The sequence below is a fragment of the Microbacterium sp. H83 genome (assembly GCF_001650405.1).
GTDB lineage: Bacteria > Actinomycetota > Actinomycetes > Actinomycetales > Microbacteriaceae > Microbacterium.
In genome coordinates, this window is sequence record NZ_LWCU01000004.1 from 74,624 (window position 1) to 97,554 (window position 22,931).

The window sequence follows — 22,931 nt, forward strand, 5'->3', positions numbered from 1 at the left end:
TCATGGCCATCTCCCGTCGGGCCTTCCTGACCGCCGCCGCCGCGTCCTCCGCGCTCGCCTTCCTGCCGAAGGATGCCGCGGTCGGGCAGACCGCGGCATCCGCTCGCCCGCTGTCCCTGCCGTCGGCCCTGTCCGCGCAGGCGACCAGCACGCGCCTCACGAACCTCGCGCACCTGCGGTTCCTCCTGGCTCCGGTGCCGCTCGTGGCGTCGGCGACGCACACGACGTTCGCGATCGACGCGGAGCCGACCGTGCTCGCGCCGTGGACCTACGCCGACACCGACGGCGCCGGCGGCTACCGTCCGGTCGGCGGCGGCACCCGCGACGCGGTGACCGGGTACTGGACGCAGGGCGCGTACAACGCCGACGACATCGCGCGTGCGGCGGTCGTCCTCCTCCGCGATGCGACGGCATCCGGCGATCCGCAGAGCCTCGACGAGGCGCGGCAGGTGCTGCGCTCGCTCGCGTTCCTGCAGACCGCGACCGGTCCGAACGCGGGACGGGTCGTGCTGTGGCAGCAGGAGGACGGCACGCTCAACCCCAGCGCGATCCCGGTGGAGCTGCCCGATCCGTCGGACTCCGCGGAGTCGTACTGGCTCGCCCGCACGGTGTGGGCGTTCGGCGAGGGGTATGCCGTGTTCCTCGCGCGCGACCCCGAGTTCGCGGCGTTCCTGCTCGCCCGGCTGCACCTGTGCCTCGACGCTCTGGGGCGCGAGTCGCTGTCGCGCGCGGGGCAGTGGGTGCAGAGCGACGGCCGGCGACTGCCGGCGTGGCTCATCGCGGGCGGCGCGGACGCCACGGCCGAGGCCATGCTCGGTCTCGCCGCAGCCGCCGAGGCGGGCGACGCGCGGAGCCGTCAGGCTCTCGAGACATACGGCGAAGGGGTCGCGGCGATGGCGACGACCCCGGCGGACGGCTGGCCGTTCGGCGCGGTGCTGCCGTGGACCGGTTCGCTCGGGTTCTGGCACGCGTGGGGTGCGGCCGCACCCGAGGCGCTCGCACGAGGCGGTGCGCTGCTGCGCCGCCGCGCGTGGACGAAGGCGGCGGTCGCGGATGCCGGGAGCTTCACCCCGCAGGTGCTCACCTCGGGCGGGCCCCACAACGCGTGGGCGCCTCTGCCGGCCGAGGCGCAGATCGCGTACGGCGCACACGGACGGGTGGCCGGGGCGGTGGCCGCAGCGGCATCCGCATCGGTGTCGTCGTCCGGCGGCGAGGGCCTGCGCCTGATCGCCGGGCTCGCCGCGGGGTGGTTCTTCGGGGCCAACACCGCCGGCATCCCCGTGTACGACCCCGCGACCGGCGTGACCTTCGACGGCGTCGAGACCGACGGGCGGGTCAACCGCAACTCGGGGGCGGAGTCGACCATCCACGGTCTGCTCACCATGCTGCTGCTCGACGCGAACCCCGACATCGCGGCGCTCGCGACGTCGATCACGGGTCTGACCTCGTTCTCGGGGCTGCGGGTGCTCGATGCGGAGACCGCTCGGCGATCGCCCGGCGCCGTCGTCGAGACGCCGGCCGGCGGGGCCTGGATCGGCGAGGGCAATCTCTCGGGCGGCGCCTTCGTGAGGCTCGCGAAGGGCGAGTGGGTCGAGTTCGACGTGATGGAGGCCGGCGGCATCCTGCACGGGCTCGTCTGGCGACAGACGGCGGATGCCGGGGATGCCGTGTGGGAGGTGTTCTCCGGACGGCGGAGGGTGTGGAGCACCCGCACGCCGGCCGGCGGGACCGGCGACCGCGGTCTCACCGAGGCCGACGGGATGCTCGTGCCGCAGCTGCTCGGCGGCGACCTGCCCGAGGGGCCTGTCGTCGTGCGCTGCACGAGTCACGGCGACGTGCGTCTCGATGCGCTGGTGATCCAGCCCGCCGTCTCGACGGCCGTCTACGCGACGGCATCCGGACCGGCGGTGCTGTACGCCGCGGGGAGTCGACGCGACCAGCGGGTGGCTCCTCTCGCGGCGGGTTCGGGGCGGGCATACGACGCCGACGGCTCGCAGCGCGGTCAGGCGGCGCAGGGCGAGCGGGTGCGCGTGAGGGGCGGAGGGTTCACGATCACCCGGGTCTGACGGTTCCCGACCGACGGATCACGGCCCGAGGGATGACGGCTCGACGGATCACGGAGGTCCGGACGGATCACGGACGATCCGGCTCCGATCCTCCGTGATGCGTCCGTTCCTCCGTGATCTGTCCGACATCATCACCGCACGTCGGCGTGAGGTGCGACACCCCGGCGATCACCCAGCCCGAAGTAGTGGCGGAAGCTGTAGATCAGCGGCCGCCAGCGCTGCGGGTCGATGTGCGAGGTGCCCTCGACGACGATCCGGTCGTCGGCGTGGACGACCCCGGCACGCGCGCGCACGACGATCAGGCCGCCCGGCTCCCCGTCGATCGCCGTCGCCGAGGCCTCGATGTGCACCGACGCCTCCGCGATCCGCGCGGGCCGCCCTGGGGATGCCGCCAGCGGCCGCCACCCGACTGCCGCGAACTTGTCGGCCTCGAACCGGCAGTCCTGGCGTTTGTCCGACGGAACGGGGTGTGCGCCGGTCAGCCGTCCCAGCGCGTCGATCTGCTCCCAGGCCGCGTCCTCGAAGAGGTTCACGACGAGGTCTGAGCGCTCGCGCAGATTGCGTGCGGTCTGCCCCGAGGCGCCGAGCCCGATCACGACCAGATCGTCGAGCGCCCAGTAGGAGGAGATGGGGGCGATGTTCGTCGATCCGTCGGGGTTGACGGTGGAGACGACGGCCACGGGTGTGCCGAAATACAGCACGGAGGGGGTGATGACCCGGTGTTCACGCATCCTCCGATCCTCTCGCGCGAACGCTTCGGCGACGACCGAACGATGAGGTCCGTATCGTGGTGAGGTGAGGAGCGTGGGCGCATGAACGACCGGGCCGACGGGGCCGCCCTGGCATCGCGGGCGGCCGCTCTGGCCGATACGAGCCGGGCGACGATGCTGCTCGGGATGCTCGACGGACGCGCCTGGACCGCGACCGAGCTGGCAGCGCACGCCGGCATCTCGCGGTCGACGGCGACCGAGCACCTGCATGTCCTTCGCGGCGCCGCTCTGATCGAGGATCGGCATCAGGGTCGCCACCGCTATGTGCGCATCCGCGACGAGCAGATCGCGCATCTGGTCGAGATGCTCGCGGCCCTCGGCGCGCCGGCACCCTCGAGGGCCGACTGGCGGGCGATCGACGCGGATCGCGCGTCGGCGTTCGCCCGCACCTGTTACGACCACCTGGCGGGGCGCGTCGGCGTGCGGGTGGCGGCGGCGTTCGGGGAGCGCGGGCTGATCGACTCGGCCATGCCGACCAGGCTGACCCCGGCCGGCGAGACGTGGTGCGAGGATCTCGGCATCGATCTCGTCGCCCTGCGGCGGTCGTCGCGGCCCGAGATCGTCCCGTGCCTCGACTGGACGCAGCGCCGTGACCATCTCGCCGGAGCCCTGGGCGCCGCCCTCCTCGCCCGATTCGTCGACCTCGGCTGGATCGTGCGCCGCGACGGCACCCGGGCCGTGCATCTCACCGCCGAGGGTCGCGCCGGTCTCCAGGCCGTCCTCGGCGTCGACGTCGACGCCGACTGACGGCATCCCTCGGCTCGCGAATCGGACAACGGGATACGGTTGCGGTGTGCCCGCACTCCCCGTGAACGACCCGCTGCCCGACCGTCCCGCGCCCGATAACCCCGCGGGCAAGCTCGTGCTGCTGAGGCACGGCGAGACGGAATGGTCGAAGGCGGGTCTGCACACCGGGCTCACCGACGTTCCGCTCACCGCCCGCGGAGAGGACCTCGCCCGCGGCGCGGGTCGTCTGGTCGCCGACTACGACTTCTCGCTCGTGCTCACGTCCCCGCTGCAGCGTGCGCGGCGCACGGCCGAGCTCGCGGGTCTGCACGCCGAGGTCGACCCGCTCCTGGTCGAGTGGGACTACGGCGGATACGAGGGCCGCACGACGAAGGAGATCCGGGCCGAGCTCGGCTACGACTGGAGCGCGTTCACACACGGCGTGATCCGCGGCGAGACGCCGGGCGAGACCGTCGAGGAGGTCGCCGCCCGGGCATCCCGCGTGCTCACCCGCGTGCTCCCGGTGCTCGCGGAGGGCGATGTGGCGCTCGTCGCGCACGGGCACTTCCTCCGCATCCTCACCGCGGTGTACCTGCGCCTCGCCCCGCGCTTCGGAGCGCAGATCTCCCTCGACGCCGGATCGGTGTCGGTGCTGAGCTTCTACCGCGAGCAGCCCGCGATCCTGTCGTGGAACTACGGGCTCGAGCTGCCGCTGGCACCGTCGGAGTCCTGAGGGACGACAGGATGCCGGCCGCCCGACACGCCACGACACGCCGTTGTTTTGAACAACTCAAAACACCACGATAGGGTCGAGGCATGGACTCCGACTTCGACACCGCGCTCCGCGCTGCGGGCCTGAAGTCGACCGCGGGCCGCGTCGCCGTGCTCGAGGCGATGGAGTCCATGCCCCACACGGATGCGGAGCGGGTCTACCGCGCCGTGTCCGCCGTGCTGCCGACGACGTCGATCCAGTCGGTGCACAACATCCTCGCGGACCTGACGACGGCGGGGCTGCTGCGCCGGATCGAACCGGCAGGCTCCGCGGCGCTCTACGAACGGCGCATCGGCGACAACCACCACCACATCGTCTGCACCGCCTGCGGTGCCGTGGGCGACGTGGACTGCGTCGTCGGCGAAGCGCCGTGTCTCACACCGTCCTCGGCGGGCGGATTCACCGTCCAGACAGCCGAAGTCACCTTCTGGGGCCTCTGCCCCAGTTGTCAGAACGCCGCGTAGGCGTGTCCGCCGACCACTCCCGGCTCACCCGGGGGTCTTCGTCGCGCCCGCGCAGCAGAAGGAGAAGAACATGACCGACCCATCGACCACGCCCCTTCCTCCCACCACGACGCAGACCGGAACCCCGGTCGCGAGCGACGCCCACTCGCTCACCGTCGGCGCGGACGGACCCACCGTCCTGCACGACCGCTACCTCGTCGAGAAGCTCGCGTCGTTCAACCGCGAGCGCGTGCCGGAGCGCAACCCGCACGCCAAGGGCGGCGGAGCGTTCGGAACCTTCACCGTGACCGAGGACGTCTCGGCCTACACCCGCGCCGCCGCGTTCCAGCCGGGCGCCGTCAGCGAGACGCTGCTGCGCTTCTCGTCGGTCGCCGGTGAGCAGGGCTCGCCCGACACGTGGCGCGACGTGCGCGGCTTCGCGCTGCGCTTCTACACGACCGAGGGCAACCTCGACATCGTCGGCAACAACACCCCCACGTTCTTCCTCCGCGACGCCATGAAGTTCCCGGACTTCATCCACTCGCAGAAGCGTCTCGGCGACTCCGGGCTGCGCGACGCCGACATGCAGTGGGACTTCTGGACCCTCTCGCCCGAGACCGCCCACCAGGTCACCTACCTCATGGGCGACCGCGGCCTGCCGCGCAGCTGGCGCCACATGAACGGCTACGGCTCGCACACCTACCAGTGGGTCAACGCCGCAGGCGAGCGCTTCTGGGTGCAGTACCACTTCCTCTCCCACCAGGGCGTCGAGGCGATGAGCGCCGACGAGGCCGAGAAGCTCGCCGGGTCGGATGCCGACTACTACCGCCGCGATCTGTTCGACGCGATCGCCCGCGGGGAGAACCCCTCGTGGGACGTCTACGTGCAGGTCATGCCGTACGACGAGGGCAAGACCTACCGCTTCAACCCGTTCGACCTGACGAAGACCTGGTCGAAGAAGGACTACCCGCGCATCAAGGTCGGCACGTTCACGCTCGACCGCAACCCGCAGAACTTCTTCGCCGAGATCGAGCAGGCGGCGTTCTCGCCCGGCAACCAGGTGCCCGGAACCGGCATCTCGCCCGACAAGATGCTCATGGCCCGCGTGTTCGCGTACTCCGACGCGCAGCGCTACCGCATCGGCGCGAACTACAACCAGCTGCCGGTCAACCAGCCCCACGCGGCCGAGACGCGCAACTACATGCACGAGGGCCAGATGCAGTACCGGTTCAACCCGGCCGAGCACCGCGTGTACACGCCGAACTCGTTCGGCCCCGCCGGCGGCCCCGCGGCCGACCCGGCGGCCGGCGTCGAGGCGAGCTGGGAGTCCGACGGAGAGCTGATGCGCGCCGCCGCCACCCTGCACCTGGACGACGACGACTTCGGTCAGGCGGGCACGCTGTACCGCACGGTCTTCGACGACGAGCAGCGCGCGCGCTTCCTCGACACGCTGACGGGTCAGGGCCAGGGCATCACGATCGACGCGATCCGCGAGCGCTTCTTCCAGTACTGGACGAACGTCGACGCCGCGCTCGGTGAGGCACTGCGCGCTCGCTTCTGAGCTGCATCCGGAACAGGCCGAACGCCCGGAACAGGCCGAATCCCACAGGATTCGCCTGTTTCCGGGCGTTCGCCTGTCGTGACGGGCGCTCGCCTGTCGTGACGGGCGTTCGCCTGTCGTGACGGGCGCTCGCCTGTCGCGACGGAGAGCAGAATGGATGCCGTGGCTGTCCCTCTCTCCGACCTCACCCAGATGCCCGACCCCCAGCAGGTGTACGCCGCAGACGGCACGCGCCTCGCGACCTACACGTGGGGCGAGCTCGACGCCCCGGTCGTGGTGATCGTGCACGGCTTCGCCTCCAGCGCCCGCGACACCTGGGTGCTCACCGGGTGGGCGCGCGAGCTCACCAGAGCCGGGTATCGCGTGCTGGCCCTCGACCAGCGCGGCCACGGGCTCAGCGAGAAGCCGCATCAGGCGGATGCGTACGGCATCCGCACCCTGGCGACAGACGTCGAGACGGTCATGGACACCTACCTCGTGGACGAGGCGTCGTACGTCGGCTACTCGCTCGGCGCGCGCGTCGGCTGGGAGGTCGTGCGCGACCTGCCGCAGCGGATCGGCCGGGCGGTGCTCGGCGGCGTGCCCGACGGCATCCCGCTCGCCCGTCTGGATCTCGACCAGGTGCGGGCGTACCTCGCCGACGGCACCCCCGTCGCCGACCCCACGACGCAGAACTACATCGCGCTGACCGAGCGCGTGCCGGGCAACGACCTCGGTGCGCTGGTGGCGCTGGCCGAGGGGCTGCGGTCGTCGCGGACGATCGACCCCGACCCGACGAACGCCCCCGCGGCGCCGATCCTGTTCGCCACGGGGTCGAAGGACGCCATCATCGAGGGATCCCGCGCGCTCGCGTCCGCCGCACCGCAGGGTCGCTTCTTCGAGATCCCCGACCGCAACCACTTCAACGCCCCGGGCTCGAGGGCGTTCAAGGAGGCGGCGCTGGCGTTCCTCGCCGAGGGCTGACCCGCGGAGGGACTCCCCCTCTCCCCGCCTCACCCTTCACGCGCGCGGAACCGCACCCGCACCCGCACCCGCAACGCAGGAGAACTTGCGAAACGAAGGATGCTTTCGAGCAATCACTCCTTCTTTCCGGGAGATCTCCTTCGTTCCCGGGTGCGCGACCGAAGGCTGCGAGCGGGCGCGCGGAAATGCGAAGGCCCCCGCCTAAGAGACGGGGGCCCGGCGGATGCGGTCAGATCACGGATGCGGTCAGACCGCAGCGTCCTCGCGCTTCGGCAGCACCCATCCCGCACGCGGGAAGTGGCAGGTGTAGCCGTTCGGGTACTTCAGCAGGTAGTCCTGGTGCTCCTCCTCGGCCTGCCAGAACGGGCCCTCGGGCTCGATCGTGGTGACGGCCTTCGCGGGCCACAGACCCGAGGCGTCGACGTCCGCGATCGTGTCGCGTGCGACCTGCTCCTGCTCGGGGCTGAGCGGGAAGATGGCCGACCGGTAGCTCGAGCCGATGTCGTTGCCCTGCCGGTTCAGCGTCGACGGGTCGTGGATCTGGAAGAAGAACGCCAGGATGTCGCGATACGTCGTCTTCGAGGGGTCGAAGACGATCTCGACGGCCTCGGCGTGACCGGGGTGGTTCCGGTAGGTCGCATGGTCGTTCTGGCCGCCGGTGTAGCCGACGCGCGTGTCGAGCACGCCGGGCTGGCGGCGGATCAGGTCCTCCATGCCCCAGAAGCAGCCGCCGGCGAGGACGGCGGTCTCGGTGCCGGGAGTGCGGGTGATGGTGCCGGTGTCGGTCATGACTGCTCCTCGATGGTCGTGGGGGTCGTGGGGGAATCGGAGTGGGGGAAGAGGCGTCGGTAGCGACCGTACCCCTCATCCTCCAGCCTGTCAGCGGGGATGAATCGCAGAGCGGCGGAGTTCATGCAGTAGCGGAGTCCGCCGGCATCCCGCGGACCGTCATCGAACACGTGCCCGAGGTGGCTGTCCGCGCCGCTGGAGCGCGCCTCCGTGCGGGTCATCCACAGCTTCCGGTCGGTGCGCGTCGTGACGGCGTCACCATCGATCGGCCTGGTGAAGCTCGGCCACCCGGTGCCGCTGTCGAACTTGTCGGTCGACGAGAACAGCGGCTGTCCCGAGACGACGTCGACGTAGATGCCGTCGTCGTGCGTGTTCCAGTACGCGTTGCGGAAGGGAGGCTCGGTGGCATCCTCCTGCGTCACCTCGTACTGCAGGTGGGTGAGGTCGCTGACGGCCTCGGGTGTCTTGCGGTAGTCGTTCGACATCGTGTGTCTCCTTTGTCCGATGCGGCTGGCTGCGGCGTCATAGAGGAGAACCGTCGAGGCTCCGGTTTTGGTCCCTCGGGGCTGTGAGCGCGCTGTGAGTTCTGCGAAGGCCGACGAGCCGCAGCCATCGCCGCGGCGGGAAGTCGCGGGGCCAGTGCACGACGACCGTGTGGAAGCCTCGCCGCACGCGTCGGAGACCGGAGCGGAAACCCTGGAAGGACCGCCACGACATGCCGACCGTGACGTCCGAGCGGAATGCGACGCGGCCGAGACCGCCGAGATGGAAGGCCAGATCCAGGTCGTCGTGCACAGCCGGGTCGTCGCGGTGCACCTCGTCGCGCACCGCGTGCCACGCCGACGCCCGCAGCGCGAGACTGGAGGCGAACAGCGGCGGGTGGCCGAGGGTGGGCGTCAGCACCGCGCGGTACGCCGCGAGGTAGAGACGCGGCACGAGCGCCCGCCATCGCGGGGGTCCGTCGACGGCTCGCGCTCCGGTGCTGACGGCCACGAGGCTGGCATCCGCCTCGAGGATGCCGGTCATCGTCTCGACCCAGTCGGTCGGCGGGACGCAGTCGGCGTCGAGGCGGCAGAGGATGTCGGCCGTCGCCGCGTCGTATCCGGCGGCGCTGGCCGCGGGGATCCCGTCACCCGGCAGCACGACGAGCCGCGCACCGAACGACCGGGCCACCGCGGCGGTGCGGTCGCGCGAGCCGTCGTCGACCACGATGATCTCGTCGGGCGTCCTGCTCTGATCCCGCAGCGCGCGAAGACACCGCTCGAGCATCGCCGCGTCGTCCCGCGACGGGATCACGACGCCCACGGTCGTGCGGTCGCCCCTGGTGGCCGTGTTCTCGTCCTGCATCCCGCCACGATACGAGCGGACCCCCGCGAGCGATCGGGGGTTGACCCGCACCCCGGTCACCCTCGTGCATCGACGACCTCCCCCTGCATCCAGAGAGCCGCCCCGGCCGGAACAAGAGTGCGAAGGGCAGCATCCGCCGCCCCTGTCGCCTGCGATCACCACCGCGATAATGTCGTCGCAATCGCACGGCCGCAGTGAACCCCGGATGCACGACATGAGCGACGGAAGGAGGCTCCTGTGTCGCGGGACGACGATGTCGACGAGACCGCTCTGAACGAGCGGTTCGTGAACGGCGACGAAGCCGCGCTCGCCGAGCTCTACCGGCGCTGGTCGCCGGTGGTCTACACACTGGCTCTGCGCTCGCTCGGCGATCGCACGGATGCCGAGGACGTCACGCAGCGCACGTTCGTCTCGGCGTGGACGTCGCGGACCGGCTACGACTCGACGAGGGCGCGGATCAGCACCTGGCTCATCACGATCGCCCGACGCCGGATCGCCGATATGCACGAGTCCCGGGCCCGGATCCGCCGACTGCACGAGGAGATGGTGCGGCTCACCTCGCCGGACGACCTCGTCACCGCGCCGATCGACCTCTCGCAGACGATCCTCGTCGCGAACGAGATGCGCCAGCTGCAGCCCGACGCCCGGCTCGTCATGCGGATGGCGTTCTTCGACGATCTCACCCACGAGGAGATCGCCCGACGGTTGGACATGCCTCTCGGAACCGTGAAGAGTCATATCCGCCGAAGTCTCACCCGCATGCGCGACCGATTGGAGGTCACCCGTGTCGCACCTTGATCCGGAGCAGCTCGCGCTGCTGGCGCTCGGGGAGCCGGTCGCCTCCGATGCGGAGCGCGCCCACCTCGACGCGTGCGCGGATTGCCGTCGCGAGATCGCCGCGCTCACCCACGCCGCCAGCGTCGGACGCGCCACGGTCGACGACGCCGAGCTGGAGCTGCCCCGCACACTGGTGTGGGACCGCATCCACCACGAGCTGCATCTCGACACCGCACATGCGAGCGACCCGCTGCGGCCGTCCGGGACCCCCGCGCCTGCGCCCGACCCGGCACGTGCACCTGCGCCCGACCCGGCGCGTGCGCGATCCTCGCGTCACCGCGCCGCGTCGCGCCGCGTGTGGTGGACGCTCGCGGCGTCGGTCGCCGTGATCGCGGTGGTCGGCGTCGGCACATGGGCGGCGGTGTCCTCCGCTCAGCCCACCACCATCGCGACCGCGACCCTCGACCCGTTCCCCGACCATCCCGACGCGGTGGGCTCGGCCGAGGTGGACGAGGATCGCTCGGGAGCGCGCACGCTGAGGGTCACCGTCGACGGCACGGCTGACGCCGACGACTACCGCGAGGTGTGGCTGATCCGCGGCGACGGGACCGCGCTCATCAGCCTGGGCGTCCTGGAGGAGGGGACGGGGTCCTTCGCGATCCCGTCGAACGTCGACCTCGCGGAGTACGACCTCGTTGACGTGTCGTTCGAGCCGGTGGACGGCGATCCCGCGCATTCGGGCGACTCGATCGTGCGCGGGCCGCTGAGTTTCGACTGAGTTCCGTCCTCCTGCATCCGCGGACGCCCGTCCGGGGGAACAACAGGTACGGGGCCGAACGGCAGCCCCGATCCACCGGAGCACGAGGCCCCGCCTCACGAAGGAGTACCCATGAACGAGTCGACCGAGCCGTCGGGGCTGTTCGCGTCCGACGCGGGCCCCACCGCCGCATCCATCACCGACTGGACGGACCTCGGGCGGGAGATGTGGTCGTACCTCACGGGTCGAGGAGCGGCCGTGAACTACACCTTCGACGACATGACCGTCGAGGTGCCGCGGGACATCGGTCCCGACGCACCGCGGGCGACCTGGAAGTTCTCCGGCACCCTTCGCGTGACCACCAGCGACAGCGTCTCGTCGGACGCCCCGCACGCAGCCTGAACGGGCGCGGCGCCATGATCCGTCTCGACATCGACATGCAGGTCCGTCAGGTCGGACCGGACGGCGACGAGCAGACCGCGTTCGAGGTGCACGCCGCGGGGAACGAGATCGTCGTCGTGCTGGAGGACACCTCGGTGCTGCCCGGGCTGCATCGCCGTGACCTCACCCACCTCGGCCCCCTCGCCGACGGACTCGCGAAGCGCGGCGTCCGCGTGCGCGTGGAGGGGCCGAGAGGGACTCTCGTCCAGCTGGGCGACGTGAAGGCCGGACCCGTCGGCCGTCTGGTCGTCGGGTCGCCGCACATCAGGCTCGGACACGTGAGCGCGCTGCTCCCGGAGGTGCGCCACGAGGGCCCGCGCGGCGACGGCCGACGGCGCGGCCTGTCGGTGCCGGCTCCCCCGCCGACCCTCTTCCCGCTGTTCCCGACGCTCGGCCGCCACGCCCGGCGCAGAGTGACCACCACGCACTACATCCCCGGATCGGGGCGGCCACGACTGATCTTCTCCGTGGGATCGGGCGACTGGGACGGGAGCAGGCCCCGCGAGTTCGATCTGCTCCCCGACCGCACGGTGATCGGGTCGGGGCCGGATGCCGATCTGCGCCTGGAGGGCTTGGAGGCACGCCACGCCGAAATCCGCCACAACGAGGACGACGAGTACGTCCTGTACTCCTTTGCGGCGACGGGAGGCGGTCGGCCGAACCTGCCGCACGGCTCGGCGGACGCCCGCATCCTCCGCACCGGATCGCGGCTCGAGATCGGACGCTGGCGGCTCGCCTTCTATCGGGAGGAGTTCGCCGATCACGGACGCCCGTTCGGCGGTCGGATCGGCGGCGAGTACGCCTTCCAGAAGCAGCAGCCGGTGCGCCCCTACGGATCGGGGGAACTCGGCTGACGCGATGACGACGTCGAGGCGTACCGCCGTGCGGTGGTCGAGCACTACCGGCCACTGCAGCGCGCACTGGCGAGCACGCGGGAGGCGCGCGTCTGAGCCACCCCGACTCGATAGAGTTGCTCCGCTGAACACACCACAGGGGAGACGTACATGTCGGTTGGACTGCTCGCGGTCGTCGATGACATTCTGAGCGCGGCGATGAAGGCCTCGGCCAAGGCCGCCGGAGTGGTGATCGACGACGCCGCGGTGACCCCGCAGTACGTGCAGGGCATCACACCGGCGCGCGAGCTGCCGGTGGTCGGCAAGATCGCCCTCGGCTCGCTCGCGAACAAGTTCGTCATCATCATCCCGATCGCGCTGCTGCTCACCGCGTTCGCGCCGTGGGTGCTCCCCTATCTGCTGATCCTCGGCGGCGCATATCTCTGCTTCGAGGGCGCGGAGAAGGTGCTCGAGTGGTTCGGCGTGCAGCACGGCCACGCCGATGAGGGCGCGCGCAACGAGAACAAGCTGGTCTGGGGCGCCGTGCGCACCGACCTCATCCTCTCGACCGAGATCATGCTCATCTCTCTGGCGAACCTCGAAGCGGGCCTCGACATCTGGACGACGCTCGCGATCCTCGCCGTGATCGCGCTGATCATGACCGGCGTCGTCTACGGCGCGGTGGCACTGCTGGTGAAGATCGACGACATCGGCCTGAAGATGGCGAAGAACCCCGTGCAGCGCGTCCGTCACACGGGCACCCGCATCGTCCGGTCGATGCCCGCGGTCTTCCGCTTCATCAGCATCCTGGGCACCGTCGCGATGCTCTGGGTCGGCGGGCACCTGCTGCTCGTGAACCTCGGCGAGGTGGGGGTCCATTTCGGCGCCGACATCCTGCACGGCATCGAGCTCCTGCTGGAGCCGGCGGGCGGATTCATCGTCTGGATCGGCGACACCCTCTTCTCAGCCGTCGCCGGACTCGTCGCGGGCTTGATCATCGTCGGCGTCATCCTCGGCATCGGACGCCTGGTCGGCAGGAAGCCGAGCTTCCACGAGGGCGAGGAATCCCCCGCCGACGTGCACGTCTGACCTTCGCCTCCTCCGGAGCTCAGTGCGTGGCGAGCCAGTCGTCGAACGTGAGCTCGCCTTGGAGCGCATCCGGGGTGCCGCGGAGCGAGCCGGACGCGAGACCGCGGCCGTAGGCGCCGGGGAGCCGCAGCTGCAGCACGGCGCGGCGGATGCCGTCGGCGGCCACCTGTCGCCGCGCCACGTCGACGAGGATCTCGTCGCGCGGACCCACGATGTCCTGCGCGCGACCGACCGGCCCCGCCTCGGCGACCCTCACCAGGTGCTCGCCCACCTCGCGCGCCGCAACGGGCCGCATGAGCAGCGTCGGCATCACGGCGATCGATCCGTGCTGCTGTGCGAGCAGCTGACCGGCGAACTCGTGGAACTGGCCTGCGCGCGCGATCGTCGACGGCACGGCACTCGCGGCGACCATGCGCTCCTGGGCGAGCTTGCCCGCGTAGTACGACGCGTCGATACCGTCGATCCCCACGATCGACAGCGCGACGTGGTGAGCGACCCCGGCCTTCTCTTCCGCGGCCAGCATGTTCCGCGTCGCCGTCTCGAAGAACTCCGTCGCCGTCGTCGCCGACAGGGTGGTGATGTTCGTGACGTCGATGAGCGCGTCGGCACCCGCGACGGCATCCGTCAGCCCCGATCCGGTCAGCACGTCGGCGCCGCGCGAGCGGGCCAGCACGGTGACGTCATGCCCACGCTCCCGAGCGGCCTCGACCGTGTGCCTGCCGACCAGTCCGGTGCCTCCTGCGACGACGATCCTCATCCGATTCCCTCTCTCCGGCGGCTCAGCGCCTGATCTCGAGACGCCTCTGCGGCATCCTCCCTCAGAGATGACGAGACAGGCTCCCGAAGTGTGACGTCCTCACACTCTCCTCCTCCGCATCGTCATATCCTGCAGAGGCACGGCACAGGGCGGCATCACGGGAGAGACGACATGGACGAGAACCTCGACGACGTCTTCCGCGAGCGGCGTCGGCTGCTCGCCCTCGGTTACCGGATGACGGGGACGATGGCGGATGCCGAGGACATCGTGCAGGAGACCTACGTGCGCTGGTACCGCCTCGACGAGGGTGAACGCGAGGCGATCGCGAACCCCGCGGGGTGGCTCACGACCGTGGCCGGGCGCGTCGCGCTCGACCTGCTCGGCTCGGCGCGGCGCCGACGCGAGCAGTACGTCGGCGAGTGGCTGCCCGAGCCCGTCCCCGCCGAGCGCTTCGCGGGCGCCGTGGGGACGAGGATCGCCGCGACGCCCGACCCGGCCGCCGATCCGCTCGACCGGGTGACCCTCGACGACGATGTCTCGACCGCCCTGCTCATCGTCCTCGAGGCGATGACCCCGGCGGAGCGCGTCGCCTTCGTGCTGCACGATGTCTTCGACGTGCCGTTCGACGAGATCGCCGATGCCGTGGGGCGGTCGTCCGCCGCGGTGCGGCAGCTCGCGTCATCCGCCCGTCGGCACGTCCGCGAGAACCGCGCGACGGCTGTGCCGCGTGCCGAGCACGACCGCGTGGTCCGCGCCTTCCAGGACGCGACGCGCACCGGCGAGGTCGCCGGTCTCATCGGATTCCTCGCGCCCGACGTCGAGCTGCGCAGCGACGGCGGCGGCGTGGTGCGGGCGGCCCGCAACGTCGTGGCCGGCGCCGACAACGTGGCGCGGTTCCTGCTCGGCATCGCGGCGAAGAACACGCATCTGACCGTCGAGGAGCAGCAGTTCGGCGAGGGTCTCGGACTGGTCTTCCGCGACGGCGACGTCGTGCACTCGGTCATGAACCTGCACGTCGACGGCGGCGTGATCACCCGCTTGTGGATCGTGCTCAATCCCGCCAAGCTCACGCACTGGAACCGCCCGGTCGACGGCGCCTGACGCGAGCTCACGCCCGGCATCCTGCTACCGTCGACCCGTGCGCACCCGAGCGCAGATGCAGGAGACCCGATGACCGACGTGCAGATCCGGGATGCCGAGGCGATCGACCTCGAGGCGATCACCGCCATCCACAATCACGCCGTGGAGCACACCACCGCGATCTGGAACGAGGAGACGATCGACGTCGCGAACCGCGCCGCCTGGCTGGCGGACCGGCAGGAGCGGGGCTACCCCGTGATCGTGGCCGTCGACGACAGCGGCGTCGTGGGCTACGCCTCGTTCGGCGGCTGGCGCCCGCACAGCGGCTTCCGCCACACGGTCGAGCACTCCGTGTACGTCCGAGACGACGCCCAGGGGCGCGGCGTCGGCAAGACCCTCATGATCGAGCTGATCGACCGAGCGCGCCGCTCCGGCGTGCATGTCATGGTCGCTGCCGTCGACAGCAGCAACCTCGGCTCGATCGTGCTGCACAAGCGCCTCGACTTCATGCAGGTCGGGCGGATGCCGCAGGTCGGCGCGAAGTTCGGACGCTGGCTCGACCTCACGTTCCTGCAGCTCGTGCTCGACGAGCGGGCGTTCCCGCCCGACGCCCCCGACGCCCGATGAACCCGCTGCTCTGGCTCGTCGACGCCTTCAACTCGCAGTGGGTCCTCCCCGGCGGGCAGGCGCTGCTCGTCCGCGAGGTCGTGGGCAACGCGTTCGGTCTCGCCAGCGCGCTGGGCGGAATGCGTCGCAAGGTCTGGGCGTGGCCGGTCGGCATCATCGGCAACCTGCTGCTGCTCACCGTCTTCCTCGGCACGATCCTCAACCCCGACCACGAGCTGCCGCACCTGCTCGGTCAGGCCGGACGCCAGGTGATGTTCATCGTCGTCGCGATCTACGGGTGGGTGCGCTGGCGGCGCGCGTCGTCGGACGGCGGTCGCGTCACGCCGCGGTGGGCGCCGAACAGCGCCCGGGTCGGCCTGGTGCTGGTGCTCGTGATCGGCACGATCGCCCTCACGCCGCTGTTCCGCGCGCTCGGGTCGTTCGAGCCGGTGTGGGCCGACGCGTGGACGTTCGTCGGCTCTCTGCTCGCCACCTACGGCATGGCGAAGGGCTGGACCGAGTTCTGGCTGATCTGGATCGCCGTCGATGTCGTCGGGGTGCCGCTGCTCTTCGCGTCCGGCTTCTACGCGACCGGCTTCATGTACGTCTTCTACGGGGTCTTCACGGCGGTGGGCTTCGTCGTCTGGTGCCGTGCGCAGGCGAACGCCAAGCCCCAGGTCGAGACGATCATGCCCGATCCCCGGCCCATCACGTCGCCGATACCGACCGATCCGCCTCGTTGACGCGAATGTGTCGGCGGATGTCGGCGGCACTGGCCGCCACCGGCATCATCGGGTTCTCATGGAGCGCATGACCCGTCAGATCCGCTTCAACGCCTTCGACATGAACTGCGTCGCCCACCAGTCGTCCGGGCTGTGGCGCCACCCGGACGATCGCTCGCGCCAGTACAACACCATCTCCTACTGGACCGACCTCGCGAAGCTCCTCGAGAGCGCGACGTTCGACGGCATCTTCATCGCCGACGTGCTCGGCACCTACGACGTGTACGGCGGCACGAACGAGGCCGCGATCCGCAACGGCGCCCAGGTGCCGGTGAACGACCCGATCCTGCTGGTCAGCGCCATGGCGGCCGTCACCGAGCACCTCGGCTTCGGCATCACCGCGGGCACCGCATTCGAGCATCCGTACCCGTTCGCCCGCCGGCTGAGCACTCTCGACCATCTGACGAACGGACGCGTCGGCTGGAACGTCGTGACCGGCTACCTGCCCAGCGCCGCCCGCAACATGGGACAGACCGACCAGCTCGCGCACGACGACCGCTACGACCACGCCGACGAGTACGTCGAGGTGCTCTACAAGCTGTGGGAGGGATCCTGGGAGGACGACGCCGTGGTCGAGGACCGGGAGCGCGGCATCTTCACCGACCCTGCCAAGGTGCATCCGATCGGGCACGAGGGCAGGCACTTCAGCGTTCCCGGCATCCACATCTCCGAGCCGTCTCCACAGCGCACCCCGGTGATCTACCAGGCCGGCGCCAGCCCCCGCGGCGTGACGTTCGCAGCCGAGAACGCCGAGGCGATCTTCGTCGCCGCGCCGTCGAAGGAGGTGCTCGCCGGCACCGTGAGGCGCATCCGCGATGCGCTCGAGGCGGCTGGTCGCGACCGGTACGACGCCAAGATCTACACGCTGCTGACCATCATCACGGCGGCCACGTCGGAGGAGGCGACCGCGAAGCACGCCGAGTACCTCTCGTACGCGAGCCCCGAGGGAGCGCTGACGTTCATGTCAGGCTGGATGGGCGTCGACCTGTCGCAGTATGCCGAGGACGAGCCCGTCGGCAATGTCGAGTCCAACGCGATCCAGTCGGTGCTGCAGCACCTCAAGGAGGAGGCCGACCTCGGCCGCGAGTGGACGGTCGGCGACTTCGGCCGCCACAACGCGATCGGCGGCCTCGGGCCCACCGTGGTCGGCTCGGGCGAGGAGATCGCCGACGAGCTGCAGTCGTGGGTCGACGAGACCGACATCGACGGCTTCAACCTCGCCTACGCCGTGACGCCGGGCACCTGGCAGGACGTGATCGAGCACGTGATCCCCGTGCTGCGGGAGCGCGGGCTGTATCCCGAGGAGTACACGCCGGGCACGCTGCGGCACAAGCTGCAGGGCAAGGGCGACCGCGTGCAGGACACCCACCGGGCGGCCAGATACCGGATCGGCGCGCAGGCACCCGTCACCTGACCTGTCGGCGCGCTGCCTCTCGGCGGTCGGGGATCAGCAGCAGGATGCCGAGCAGCAGGCTCACTCCGAGCGCGACCATCTCGCCGATGGCCGCATCCATCGACATGTGCTCGAGATGCAGCGCGTGGTAGGCGAAGTGCAGCGCGCCGAACACCGTCCACGCGATGCCGAGCACTCGGAAGGCGATCGGATGCCGCCAGATCAGGCCTCCGATGCTGGCCGCGGCGAGCGCGAGGTACATCGCCCCGACATCGCGGATCAGGTGCTCGTTGTAGGGGCCGTCGACGGACACCCAGGAGCCGAGCACGCCAGGGAACGAGTCGTAGAAGCTGCGCGCCGAGAAGTACGCCCAGCCTCCGACGAACAGACCGAGCACGGTGGAGAAGGCGAGGGCGAAGGTGTGGAGTCGTCTCATACCCCGGATGACGACGCGGCCGCCCGGCGTGTGAGGCTCCGGGGTCAGTCGGCCTTCGAGGCGAAGAGCCCGCGGAGCACGAGGAAGACGACCAGCGCGACGACGAGGACGATCGCGAGCTTCGCGATGAACCACAGGATCGAGAAGAGCGCGCTGACGATCCACCACGCGATCACCACGGCGAGGATGACGCCGACGACGGTCCAGAGCGAGTTCTTGGTCATGGTTCCAGCCTAGGCAGTGCCCGATCGACGGGCACAATTCAGCAGGCACTGGGGCCGCCCGGCCGTTGGCACGATGCACCGGGGCCGGAAGGACCGTCCTTGCTGAGTCGTGCACGGGCGGGCGGCGTCACACATCCGACCGCTGCGGCGTCAGTACTGGTGAGGGCGCAGCTCGCGCCCCGTGAACCGAGGAGACGACGTGACCCCCGTGAACATCGACAAGATCTACACTGCCCCGTACCAGGCCATGCTCGAGTTCGCTGGCAGCGCCGCCGACGCGGGGAAGGATGCCGGGCTCTCGCCGCTGCTCGTCGAGCTGGTCAAGGTCCGGGCATCGCAGCTCAACGGCTGCGCGTTCTGCCTGAGGATGCACTGCGCGGATGCGGTGAAGGCCGGAGAGACGGCCGATCGGCTGGCGGTCATCGCCGGCTGGTGGGAATCGCAGTACTTCACCCCGGAGGAGCAGGCGGCGCTGCAGATCGCCGAGCGGGTCACGATGATCGGCGACCACGGCCGGCTCGCCGATCGAGGCGTGGACGTCGAGGGCGTGCTCGACGAGAAGCAGATCGCGGCGATCACCTGGCTCGCCGTGGTCATCAACAGCTGGAACCGCATCGCGATCAGCAGCCACTATCCGGTGCACGCCTGACACCCGACCGGCCGGGGGACGGGGTGGTGCCGCATCCGCACCGCCCCGTCAAGACCCTTCTCGCGCACTCGCCGCGGGGTCAGACTGCAGGCATCCGATCGATGGGAGCACTTCCGTGACCGCGCCTGCCCTCACCCCCTCCACCGTCCTCGGCGTCACCGCCCGCGGCCCCCTGAGCGACGCGGTTCTCCGCCGTTTCGCCGGAGACGTCGACGCCGATCACCGCACGCATGCCGAGGTCGCCCTCGAGACCACGACCGACATCATCCGGGATGACGACGTCCAGCTCGCGCTGTTCCTGCTGTACGCGTCGTCGTACGGCTCGCTCCCGGGCATCGACCCCGACCTCGAGTGGGACCCCGACCTCATCTCCACCCGACGGATGCTCGAGCAGCACTTCGAGCGCGCGCTGCGCGAGGTCGTGCCGCAGCCCGAGCTCCCCGAGCCCACGGTGGATGCCGTCGGACGGGCGCTCTTCGCCCTCGCGGACGCCGACACCGGCCCGAGCCTCTCGCGGTACGTCGCGAAGAAGGCGACGGCGGAGCAGGCCGTCGAGTTCTTCATGCAGCGGTCCATCTACACGCTGCGCGAAGCCGACCCGCACTCGTGGGCCATCCCCCGCATCCACGGTCGCGCCAAGGCGGCTCTGGTCGAGATCCAGTCCGACGAGTACGGCGGAGGGCGCCCGGACCGGGTGCATCAGACCATCTACGCGCGGGCGATGCGGGGCGTCGGACTCGACGACACCTATGGCGCCTACGTCGACGACGCCGCGGCGATCACGTTCGCGTCGCACTCGTCGGCGCCATCGTCGGGCATCTGGCCGCCTACGAGATGACCTCGTCGATCCCGTGCCGGCTGTACGCCGACGGCCTGCGTCGCCTCGGGTTCCCGGAGGAGGTCACGGACTACTTCGACGAGCACGTCGAGGCGGATGCCGTGCACGAGCAGATCGCCGGACGCGACCTCGCCGGCGCACTCGCCGAGGACAACCCCGAGATGCTGGGCGACATCATGTTCGGCGCCGCCGCCTGCCTGACCGTGGACGGCTGGATGGCCGGCCACATGCTCGACGCGTTCTCGCGCGGCGAGTCCTCGCTGCACGCCAGGGCGGCCCGATGAGCGCCCCCGACCGCGTGACGATCACGCCGTACCCCGACGGTCCTCTGCTCGTGCGAGGTGCGGCCGAGCTGCAGACCGAGGAGGGACGGCCCATCGAGGTCGCTCGTCGCACGGTCGCGCTCTGCCGATGCGGCCTGTCGACGATCAAGCCGTTCTGCGACGGCACGCACAAGGCATCGGGGTTCCGCACCGACGTATAGGGGGAACGGGTGCGACGTCACCGGTGACCTGAGCCCCGCTTCAGCGCGGATTCAGCGTGCGCCCGCCACACTGGAGGCATGCGCATCCTGGTGGTCGACGACGAGGTGCGTCTCGCCGACGCCGTCCGCCGGGGCCTCGAGGCCGAGGGATTCGCCGTCGATGTCGCGCACAACGGGATCGACGGTCTGTGGCGTGCGCGGGAGACGGCGTACGACGCGATCGTGCTCGACCTCATGATGCCCGGCATGAGCGGCTGGAAGGTCTGCGAGGCGCTGCGCGCCGAGGAGAACTGGACCCCCGTGCTCATGCTCACGGCCAAGGACGGCGAGTGGGACCAGGTCGAGGCGCTCGAGACCGGCGCCGACGACTACGTCACGAAGCCGTTCTCGTTCGCGATCCTCGTGGCGCGGATCCGCGCCCTGGTGCGGCGCGGTGCCGTCGCACGACCTGCGGTCCTCGAGGCCGGCGACCTGCGCCTCGACCCCGCCGCGCATCGCGTGTGGCGCGGGGAGACCCCCGTCACCCTCACGGCTCGCGAGTTCGCCGTGCTCGAGCACCTCATGCGCCACCGCGGGCAGGTGCTCACCAAGCGCGCGCTGATCGAGGGCGTCTGGGACGACGACTTCGACGGCGACCCGAACATCGTGGAGGTGTACGTCGGGCATCTGCGCCGCAAGCTCGACAAGCCCTTCGGCCGCGAGGCGATCGAGACCATCCGCGGTGCGGGCTATCGACTGGCGGCCGACGGTGGCTGATCGCACGGGAAGCGGTCGGCCGAAGACCGAGCGACCGCACATCTGGCGCTCCGTGCGGGGCCGCACCACGCTCGGTGCGACCCTGGTGGTCGCTCTCGCACTGATCGTCGGCGCGCTGTCGTTCTACGGCATCCTCAGCTCCAGCATCCACGCCGGCGCCGTCCGGTCCGCCGAGCAGCGTGCCGAGGAGCTGGCCGAGCGGCTGAAGGGCCCGGGCGGGCGCGACATCGGCTCGCTCGACGACGAGATCGTCCAGGTGGTGGGCGAGGACGGCTCGGTGCGCGGGGCGAGCGAGGACGCCCGCGACGAGCTCGGCGCGAGCGCGCTGCCCGTCTCCGGCGATCCGCAGACCATGACGATCGACGGCGAGCCGATGCTCGTGGTCTCGGAGGACATCGAGGGCGACCAGAGCCTCGTCCTCGCCGTGTCGGTCGAGGAGGGCACCGAGACCCTGTCCACGGTCGCGCTCCTGCTCGCCATCGCCGTCCCCCTCCTGCTCGTGCTCGTCGGGGTCACGACCTGGCTCGTCACCGGTCGCGCTCTCACGCCGGTGACGCGCATCCGGCAAGAGGTCGACGGCATCACGGCGGAGCGCCTCCATCATCGCGTCGCGGTGCCGGCATCGGCCGACGAGATCGCCGCGCTCGCGACCACCATGAACCGGATGCTGGATCGCCTCGACACCTCCGCGACCGCGCAGCGCCGGTTCGTGTCCGACGCCTCTCACGAGCTCCGCTCGCCGCTGGCGACGATCCGGCAGCATGCCGAGCTGGCACAGGCGCACCCCGGCACCACGAGCATCGGCGAGCTCGCCGAGGTCGTCTCGGAAGAGGGACTGCGCCTGCAGGGCATCGTCGAGTCGCTGCTGCTGCTCGCCCGACTCGACGAGGGCGCCGGCACGCTCGCCGAAGCCGTCGACCTCGACGACATCGCCCTCGGCGAGGTGCGCCGACTGCGCGCGAGGGGGTTCGATGTCGACGGCTCCGGCATCGGCGCGGCGCGTGTCCACGGCGACCCGCGCCTCTTCGGACAGCTGCTGCGCAACCTCGCCGACAACGCCGCGCGGCACAGCGTCGGACGCGTCGCGATCAGCGTGATCCCGCAGGGGCGACACGTGTTCGTGACCGTCGAGGACGACGGCTCCGGTGTGCCCGTCGCGGAGCGCGCGCGCATCTTCGAACGGTTCGTCCGGCTCGACGACGCACGGAGTCGCGATGTGGGAGGCAGCGGTCTCGGCCTCGCCATCGTGCAGGGCATCGCCACCGCGAGCGGCGGCACCGTGACGGTCGACGACTCCCGCTGGGGCGGTGCGCGATTCGTGGTCGCGCTGCCGCCGGCCGACTGACGAGCGCCCCCCGACGAGCGGGCGCGTCTGTTCCTGAAACGATCTTCAGGACGCTTCAGGGTGGCTTCAGCACCCCCGCGACACCATGGACGCATGAACGACAAGAACCCGACCCCGGACCAGACGCCCGACACCCCCGCGGGCCGCACGCAGCCCACTCCCCCGGCTGCTCCCGACGCGCCGACCGTGCCGGTCGAGCCTCTCGCCGCTCACGAGACCGCACCGGACGCCACGCCCGCCCCCGCGG

Annotated in this window: 26 protein-coding genes and 1 pseudogene; 20 read left to right on the forward strand and 7 right to left on the reverse strand. The window is 70.7% G+C overall.

Annotated elements, in window-relative coordinates:
- Positions 1–2: 2 nt before the first annotated feature.
- Positions 3–2,066, forward strand: a complete 2,064-nt coding sequence (locus A4X16_RS02945; protein WP_231880245.1) for a hypothetical protein — start codon at positions 3–5, stop codon at positions 2,064–2,066.
- Between the two features lie 131 nt (positions 2,067–2,197).
- On the opposite strand, the gene A4X16_RS02950 is transcribed toward A4X16_RS02945, so the two are convergent.
- Positions 2,198–2,797, reverse strand: coding sequence for a flavin reductase family protein (locus tag A4X16_RS02950; RefSeq protein ID WP_067116071.1), 600 nt, complete (start codon positions 2,795–2,797; stop codon positions 2,198–2,200).
- A gap of 81 nt (positions 2,798–2,878) precedes the next feature.
- Here A4X16_RS02950 and A4X16_RS02955 point away from each other — a divergent pair, with 81 nt between their 5' ends.
- From A4X16_RS02955 to A4X16_RS02975, 5 genes are all read left to right on the forward strand, one after another.
- The gene (locus A4X16_RS02955; RefSeq protein WP_067116074.1) at positions 2,879–3,583 is read left to right on the forward strand and encodes an ArsR/SmtB family transcription factor; all 705 of its coding nucleotides are present in this window, start codon (positions 2,879–2,881) and stop codon (positions 3,581–3,583) included.
- A 46-nt stretch (positions 3,584–3,629) separates the two neighbouring features.
- On the forward strand, positions 3,630–4,295 hold the full coding sequence (locus A4X16_RS02960; protein ID WP_231880246.1) for a histidine phosphatase family protein: 666 nt from the start codon (positions 3,630–3,632) through the stop codon (positions 4,293–4,295).
- Between the two features lie 83 nt (positions 4,296–4,378).
- Positions 4,379–4,798 carry a Fur family transcriptional regulator gene (locus A4X16_RS02965; protein WP_067116077.1) on the forward strand — a complete coding sequence of 140 codons (420 nt, stop codon included), beginning with the start codon at positions 4,379–4,381 and terminating at the stop codon, positions 4,796–4,798.
- Between the two features lie 70 nt (positions 4,799–4,868).
- Positions 4,869–6,338 (forward strand): catalase, encoded by a 1,470-nt coding sequence (locus A4X16_RS02970; RefSeq protein ID WP_067116080.1) that lies wholly within the window; start codon positions 4,869–4,871, stop codon positions 6,336–6,338.
- Positions 6,339–6,491: 153 nt separating this feature from the next.
- On the forward strand, positions 6,492–7,301 hold the full coding sequence (locus A4X16_RS02975) for an alpha/beta fold hydrolase (protein ID WP_067116083.1): 810 nt from the start codon (positions 6,492–6,494) through the stop codon (positions 7,299–7,301).
- 246 nt (positions 7,302–7,547) lie between these two features.
- On the opposite strand, the gene msrA is transcribed toward A4X16_RS02975, so the two are convergent.
- The 3 genes from msrA to A4X16_RS02990 are packed head-to-tail and all read right to left on the reverse strand — an operon-like array spanning position 7,548 to position 9,437.
- Positions 7,548–8,090: a peptide-methionine (S)-S-oxide reductase MsrA gene (gene msrA / locus A4X16_RS02980; RefSeq protein ID WP_067116086.1), complete on the reverse strand. Its 543-nt coding sequence runs from the start codon at positions 8,088–8,090 to the stop codon at positions 7,548–7,550.
- Complete coding sequence (gene msrB / locus A4X16_RS02985) at positions 8,087–8,575, reverse strand: peptide-methionine (R)-S-oxide reductase MsrB (RefSeq protein ID WP_067116088.1); 489 nt, start codon at positions 8,573–8,575, stop codon at positions 8,087–8,089. The genes msrA and msrB overlap by 4 nt, the downstream gene beginning before the upstream one ends.
- A gap of 37 nt (positions 8,576–8,612) precedes the next feature.
- Positions 8,613–9,437, reverse strand: a complete 825-nt coding sequence (locus A4X16_RS02990) for a glycosyltransferase family A protein (RefSeq protein ID WP_082914239.1) — start codon at positions 9,435–9,437, stop codon at positions 8,613–8,615.
- A gap of 237 nt (positions 9,438–9,674) precedes the next feature.
- Here A4X16_RS02990 and A4X16_RS02995 point away from each other — a divergent pair, with 237 nt between their 5' ends.
- The 5 genes from A4X16_RS02995 (at position 9,675) to A4X16_RS03015 (ending at position 13,334) form a co-directional block, all read left to right on the forward strand.
- Positions 9,675–10,235, forward strand: a complete 561-nt coding sequence (locus A4X16_RS02995) for an RNA polymerase sigma factor (RefSeq protein ID WP_067116094.1) — start codon at positions 9,675–9,677, stop codon at positions 10,233–10,235.
- Positions 10,222–10,992, forward strand: coding sequence for an anti-sigma factor domain-containing protein (locus A4X16_RS03000; protein ID WP_067116097.1), 771 nt, complete (start codon positions 10,222–10,224; stop codon positions 10,990–10,992). Before A4X16_RS02995 ends, A4X16_RS03000 begins: the two co-directional genes overlap by 14 nt.
- 111 nt (positions 10,993–11,103) lie before the next feature.
- Positions 11,104–11,373: a hypothetical protein gene (locus tag A4X16_RS03005; protein WP_067116100.1), complete on the forward strand. Its 270-nt coding sequence runs from the start codon at positions 11,104–11,106 to the stop codon at positions 11,371–11,373.
- A 14-nt stretch (positions 11,374–11,387) separates the two neighbouring features.
- Positions 11,388–12,266 carry an FHA domain-containing protein gene (locus tag A4X16_RS03010; RefSeq protein WP_067116103.1) on the forward strand — a complete coding sequence of 293 codons (879 nt, stop codon included), beginning with the start codon at positions 11,388–11,390 and terminating at the stop codon, positions 12,264–12,266.
- A gap of 150 nt (positions 12,267–12,416) precedes the next feature.
- A complete protein-coding gene (locus A4X16_RS03015) occupies positions 12,417–13,334 on the forward strand; it encodes a DUF808 domain-containing protein (protein ID WP_067116106.1) in 918 nt (305 codons plus the stop codon).
- Positions 13,335–13,353: 19 nt separating this feature from the next.
- Here A4X16_RS03015 and A4X16_RS03020 read toward each other — a convergent pair whose 3' ends face one another.
- Complete coding sequence (locus tag A4X16_RS03020; protein ID WP_067116109.1) at positions 13,354–14,091, reverse strand: SDR family oxidoreductase; 738 nt, start codon at positions 14,089–14,091, stop codon at positions 13,354–13,356.
- A gap of 171 nt (positions 14,092–14,262) precedes the next feature.
- Here A4X16_RS03020 and sigJ point away from each other — a divergent pair, with 171 nt between their 5' ends.
- From sigJ to A4X16_RS03040, 4 genes are all read left to right on the forward strand, one after another.
- Positions 14,263–15,192, forward strand: coding sequence for an RNA polymerase sigma factor SigJ (gene sigJ, locus A4X16_RS03025; RefSeq protein WP_067116112.1), 930 nt, complete (start codon positions 14,263–14,265; stop codon positions 15,190–15,192).
- A gap of 69 nt (positions 15,193–15,261) precedes the next feature.
- On the forward strand, positions 15,262–15,798 hold the full coding sequence (locus tag A4X16_RS03030) for a GNAT family N-acetyltransferase (protein ID WP_197491753.1): 537 nt from the start codon (positions 15,262–15,264) through the stop codon (positions 15,796–15,798).
- Positions 15,795–16,520 carry a nicotinamide riboside transporter PnuC gene (gene pnuC, locus A4X16_RS03035; RefSeq protein WP_197491754.1) on the forward strand — a complete coding sequence of 242 codons (726 nt, stop codon included), beginning with the start codon at positions 15,795–15,797 and terminating at the stop codon, positions 16,518–16,520. The genes A4X16_RS03030 and pnuC overlap by 4 nt, the downstream gene beginning before the upstream one ends.
- A gap of 67 nt (positions 16,521–16,587) precedes the next feature.
- Positions 16,588–17,973, forward strand: a complete 1,386-nt coding sequence (locus A4X16_RS03040) for an LLM class flavin-dependent oxidoreductase (RefSeq protein ID WP_067116115.1) — start codon at positions 16,588–16,590, stop codon at positions 17,971–17,973.
- Here A4X16_RS03040 and A4X16_RS03045 read toward each other — a convergent pair.
- Positions 17,966–18,388, reverse strand: a complete 423-nt coding sequence (locus A4X16_RS03045) for a hypothetical protein (protein ID WP_067116118.1) — start codon at positions 18,386–18,388, stop codon at positions 17,966–17,968. The two genes, A4X16_RS03040 and A4X16_RS03045, sit on opposite strands and share 8 nt — an antisense overlap.
- 44 nt (positions 18,389–18,432) lie before the next feature.
- Positions 18,433–18,612, reverse strand: a complete 180-nt coding sequence (locus A4X16_RS03050; RefSeq protein WP_067116121.1) for a hypothetical protein — start codon at positions 18,610–18,612, stop codon at positions 18,433–18,435.
- 199 nt (positions 18,613–18,811) lie between these two features.
- Here A4X16_RS03050 and A4X16_RS03055 point away from each other — a divergent pair, with 199 nt between their 5' ends.
- The 5 genes and pseudogenes from A4X16_RS03055 (at position 18,812) to A4X16_RS03075 (ending at position 22,684) form a co-directional block, all read left to right on the forward strand.
- Entirely contained in the window at positions 18,812–19,261 is a 450-nt protein-coding gene (locus A4X16_RS03055; RefSeq protein ID WP_067116124.1) for a carboxymuconolactone decarboxylase family protein, read from the forward strand.
- 172 nt (positions 19,262–19,433) lie between these two features.
- Positions 19,434–20,383, forward strand: a pseudogene (locus A4X16_RS03060) (iron-containing redox enzyme family protein).
- On the forward strand, positions 20,380–20,583 hold the full coding sequence (locus A4X16_RS03065) for a CDGSH iron-sulfur domain-containing protein (protein WP_067116127.1): 204 nt from the start codon (positions 20,380–20,382) through the stop codon (positions 20,581–20,583). Before A4X16_RS03060 ends, A4X16_RS03065 begins: the two are co-directional and overlap by 4 nt.
- Positions 20,584–20,661: 78 nt before the next feature.
- Positions 20,662–21,339, forward strand: coding sequence for a response regulator transcription factor (locus A4X16_RS03070; RefSeq protein ID WP_067116130.1), 678 nt, complete (start codon positions 20,662–20,664; stop codon positions 21,337–21,339).
- Positions 21,332–22,684, forward strand: a complete 1,353-nt coding sequence (locus A4X16_RS03075; RefSeq protein ID WP_231880247.1) for a sensor histidine kinase — start codon at positions 21,332–21,334, stop codon at positions 22,682–22,684. Before A4X16_RS03070 ends, A4X16_RS03075 begins: the two co-directional genes overlap by 8 nt.
- Positions 22,685–22,931 lie beyond the last annotated feature (247 nt).

Coding starts and splice junctions, on each gene's coding strand:
- A4X16_RS02945 (WP_231880245.1), top strand. CDS start 3: ATGGCCATCTCCCGTCGGGCCTTCCTGACCGCCGCCGCCGCGTCCTCC.
- A4X16_RS02950 (WP_067116071.1), bottom strand. CDS start 2,797: ATGCGTGAACACCGGGTCATCACCCCCTCCGTGCTGTATTTCGGCACA.
- A4X16_RS02955 (WP_067116074.1), top strand. CDS start 2,879: ATGAACGACCGGGCCGACGGGGCCGCCCTGGCATCGCGGGCGGCCGCT.
- A4X16_RS02965 (WP_067116077.1), top strand. CDS start 4,379: ATGGACTCCGACTTCGACACCGCGCTCCGCGCTGCGGGCCTGAAGTCG.
- A4X16_RS02970 (WP_067116080.1), top strand. CDS start 4,869: ATGACCGACCCATCGACCACGCCCCTTCCTCCCACCACGACGCAGACC.
- A4X16_RS02975 (WP_067116083.1), top strand. CDS start 6,492: ATGGATGCCGTGGCTGTCCCTCTCTCCGACCTCACCCAGATGCCCGAC.
- msrA (WP_067116086.1), bottom strand. CDS start 8,090: ATGACCGACACCGGCACCATCACCCGCACTCCCGGCACCGAGACCGCC.
- msrB (WP_067116088.1), bottom strand. CDS start 8,575: ATGTCGAACGACTACCGCAAGACACCCGAGGCCGTCAGCGACCTCACC.
- A4X16_RS02990 (WP_082914239.1), bottom strand. CDS start 9,437: ATGCAGGACGAGAACACGGCCACCAGGGGCGACCGCACGACCGTGGGC.
- A4X16_RS03005 (WP_067116100.1), top strand. CDS start 11,104: ATGAACGAGTCGACCGAGCCGTCGGGGCTGTTCGCGTCCGACGCGGGC.
- A4X16_RS03010 (WP_067116103.1), top strand. CDS start 11,388: ATGATCCGTCTCGACATCGACATGCAGGTCCGTCAGGTCGGACCGGAC.
- A4X16_RS03015 (WP_067116106.1), top strand. CDS start 12,417: ATGTCGGTTGGACTGCTCGCGGTCGTCGATGACATTCTGAGCGCGGCG.
- A4X16_RS03020 (WP_067116109.1), bottom strand. CDS start 14,091: ATGAGGATCGTCGTCGCAGGAGGCACCGGACTGGTCGGCAGGCACACG.
- sigJ (WP_067116112.1), top strand. CDS start 14,263: ATGGACGAGAACCTCGACGACGTCTTCCGCGAGCGGCGTCGGCTGCTC.
- A4X16_RS03030 (WP_197491753.1), top strand. CDS start 15,262: ATGACCGACGTGCAGATCCGGGATGCCGAGGCGATCGACCTCGAGGCG.
- pnuC (WP_197491754.1), top strand. CDS start 15,795: ATGAACCCGCTGCTCTGGCTCGTCGACGCCTTCAACTCGCAGTGGGTC.
- A4X16_RS03040 (WP_067116115.1), top strand. CDS start 16,588: ATGACCCGTCAGATCCGCTTCAACGCCTTCGACATGAACTGCGTCGCC.
- A4X16_RS03045 (WP_067116118.1), bottom strand. CDS start 18,388: ATGAGACGACTCCACACCTTCGCCCTCGCCTTCTCCACCGTGCTCGGT.
- A4X16_RS03050 (WP_067116121.1), bottom strand. CDS start 18,612: ATGACCAAGAACTCGCTCTGGACCGTCGTCGGCGTCATCCTCGCCGTG.
- A4X16_RS03065 (WP_067116127.1), top strand. CDS start 20,380: ATGAGCGCCCCCGACCGCGTGACGATCACGCCGTACCCCGACGGTCCT.
- A4X16_RS03070 (WP_067116130.1), top strand. CDS start 20,662: ATGCGCATCCTGGTGGTCGACGACGAGGTGCGTCTCGCCGACGCCGTC.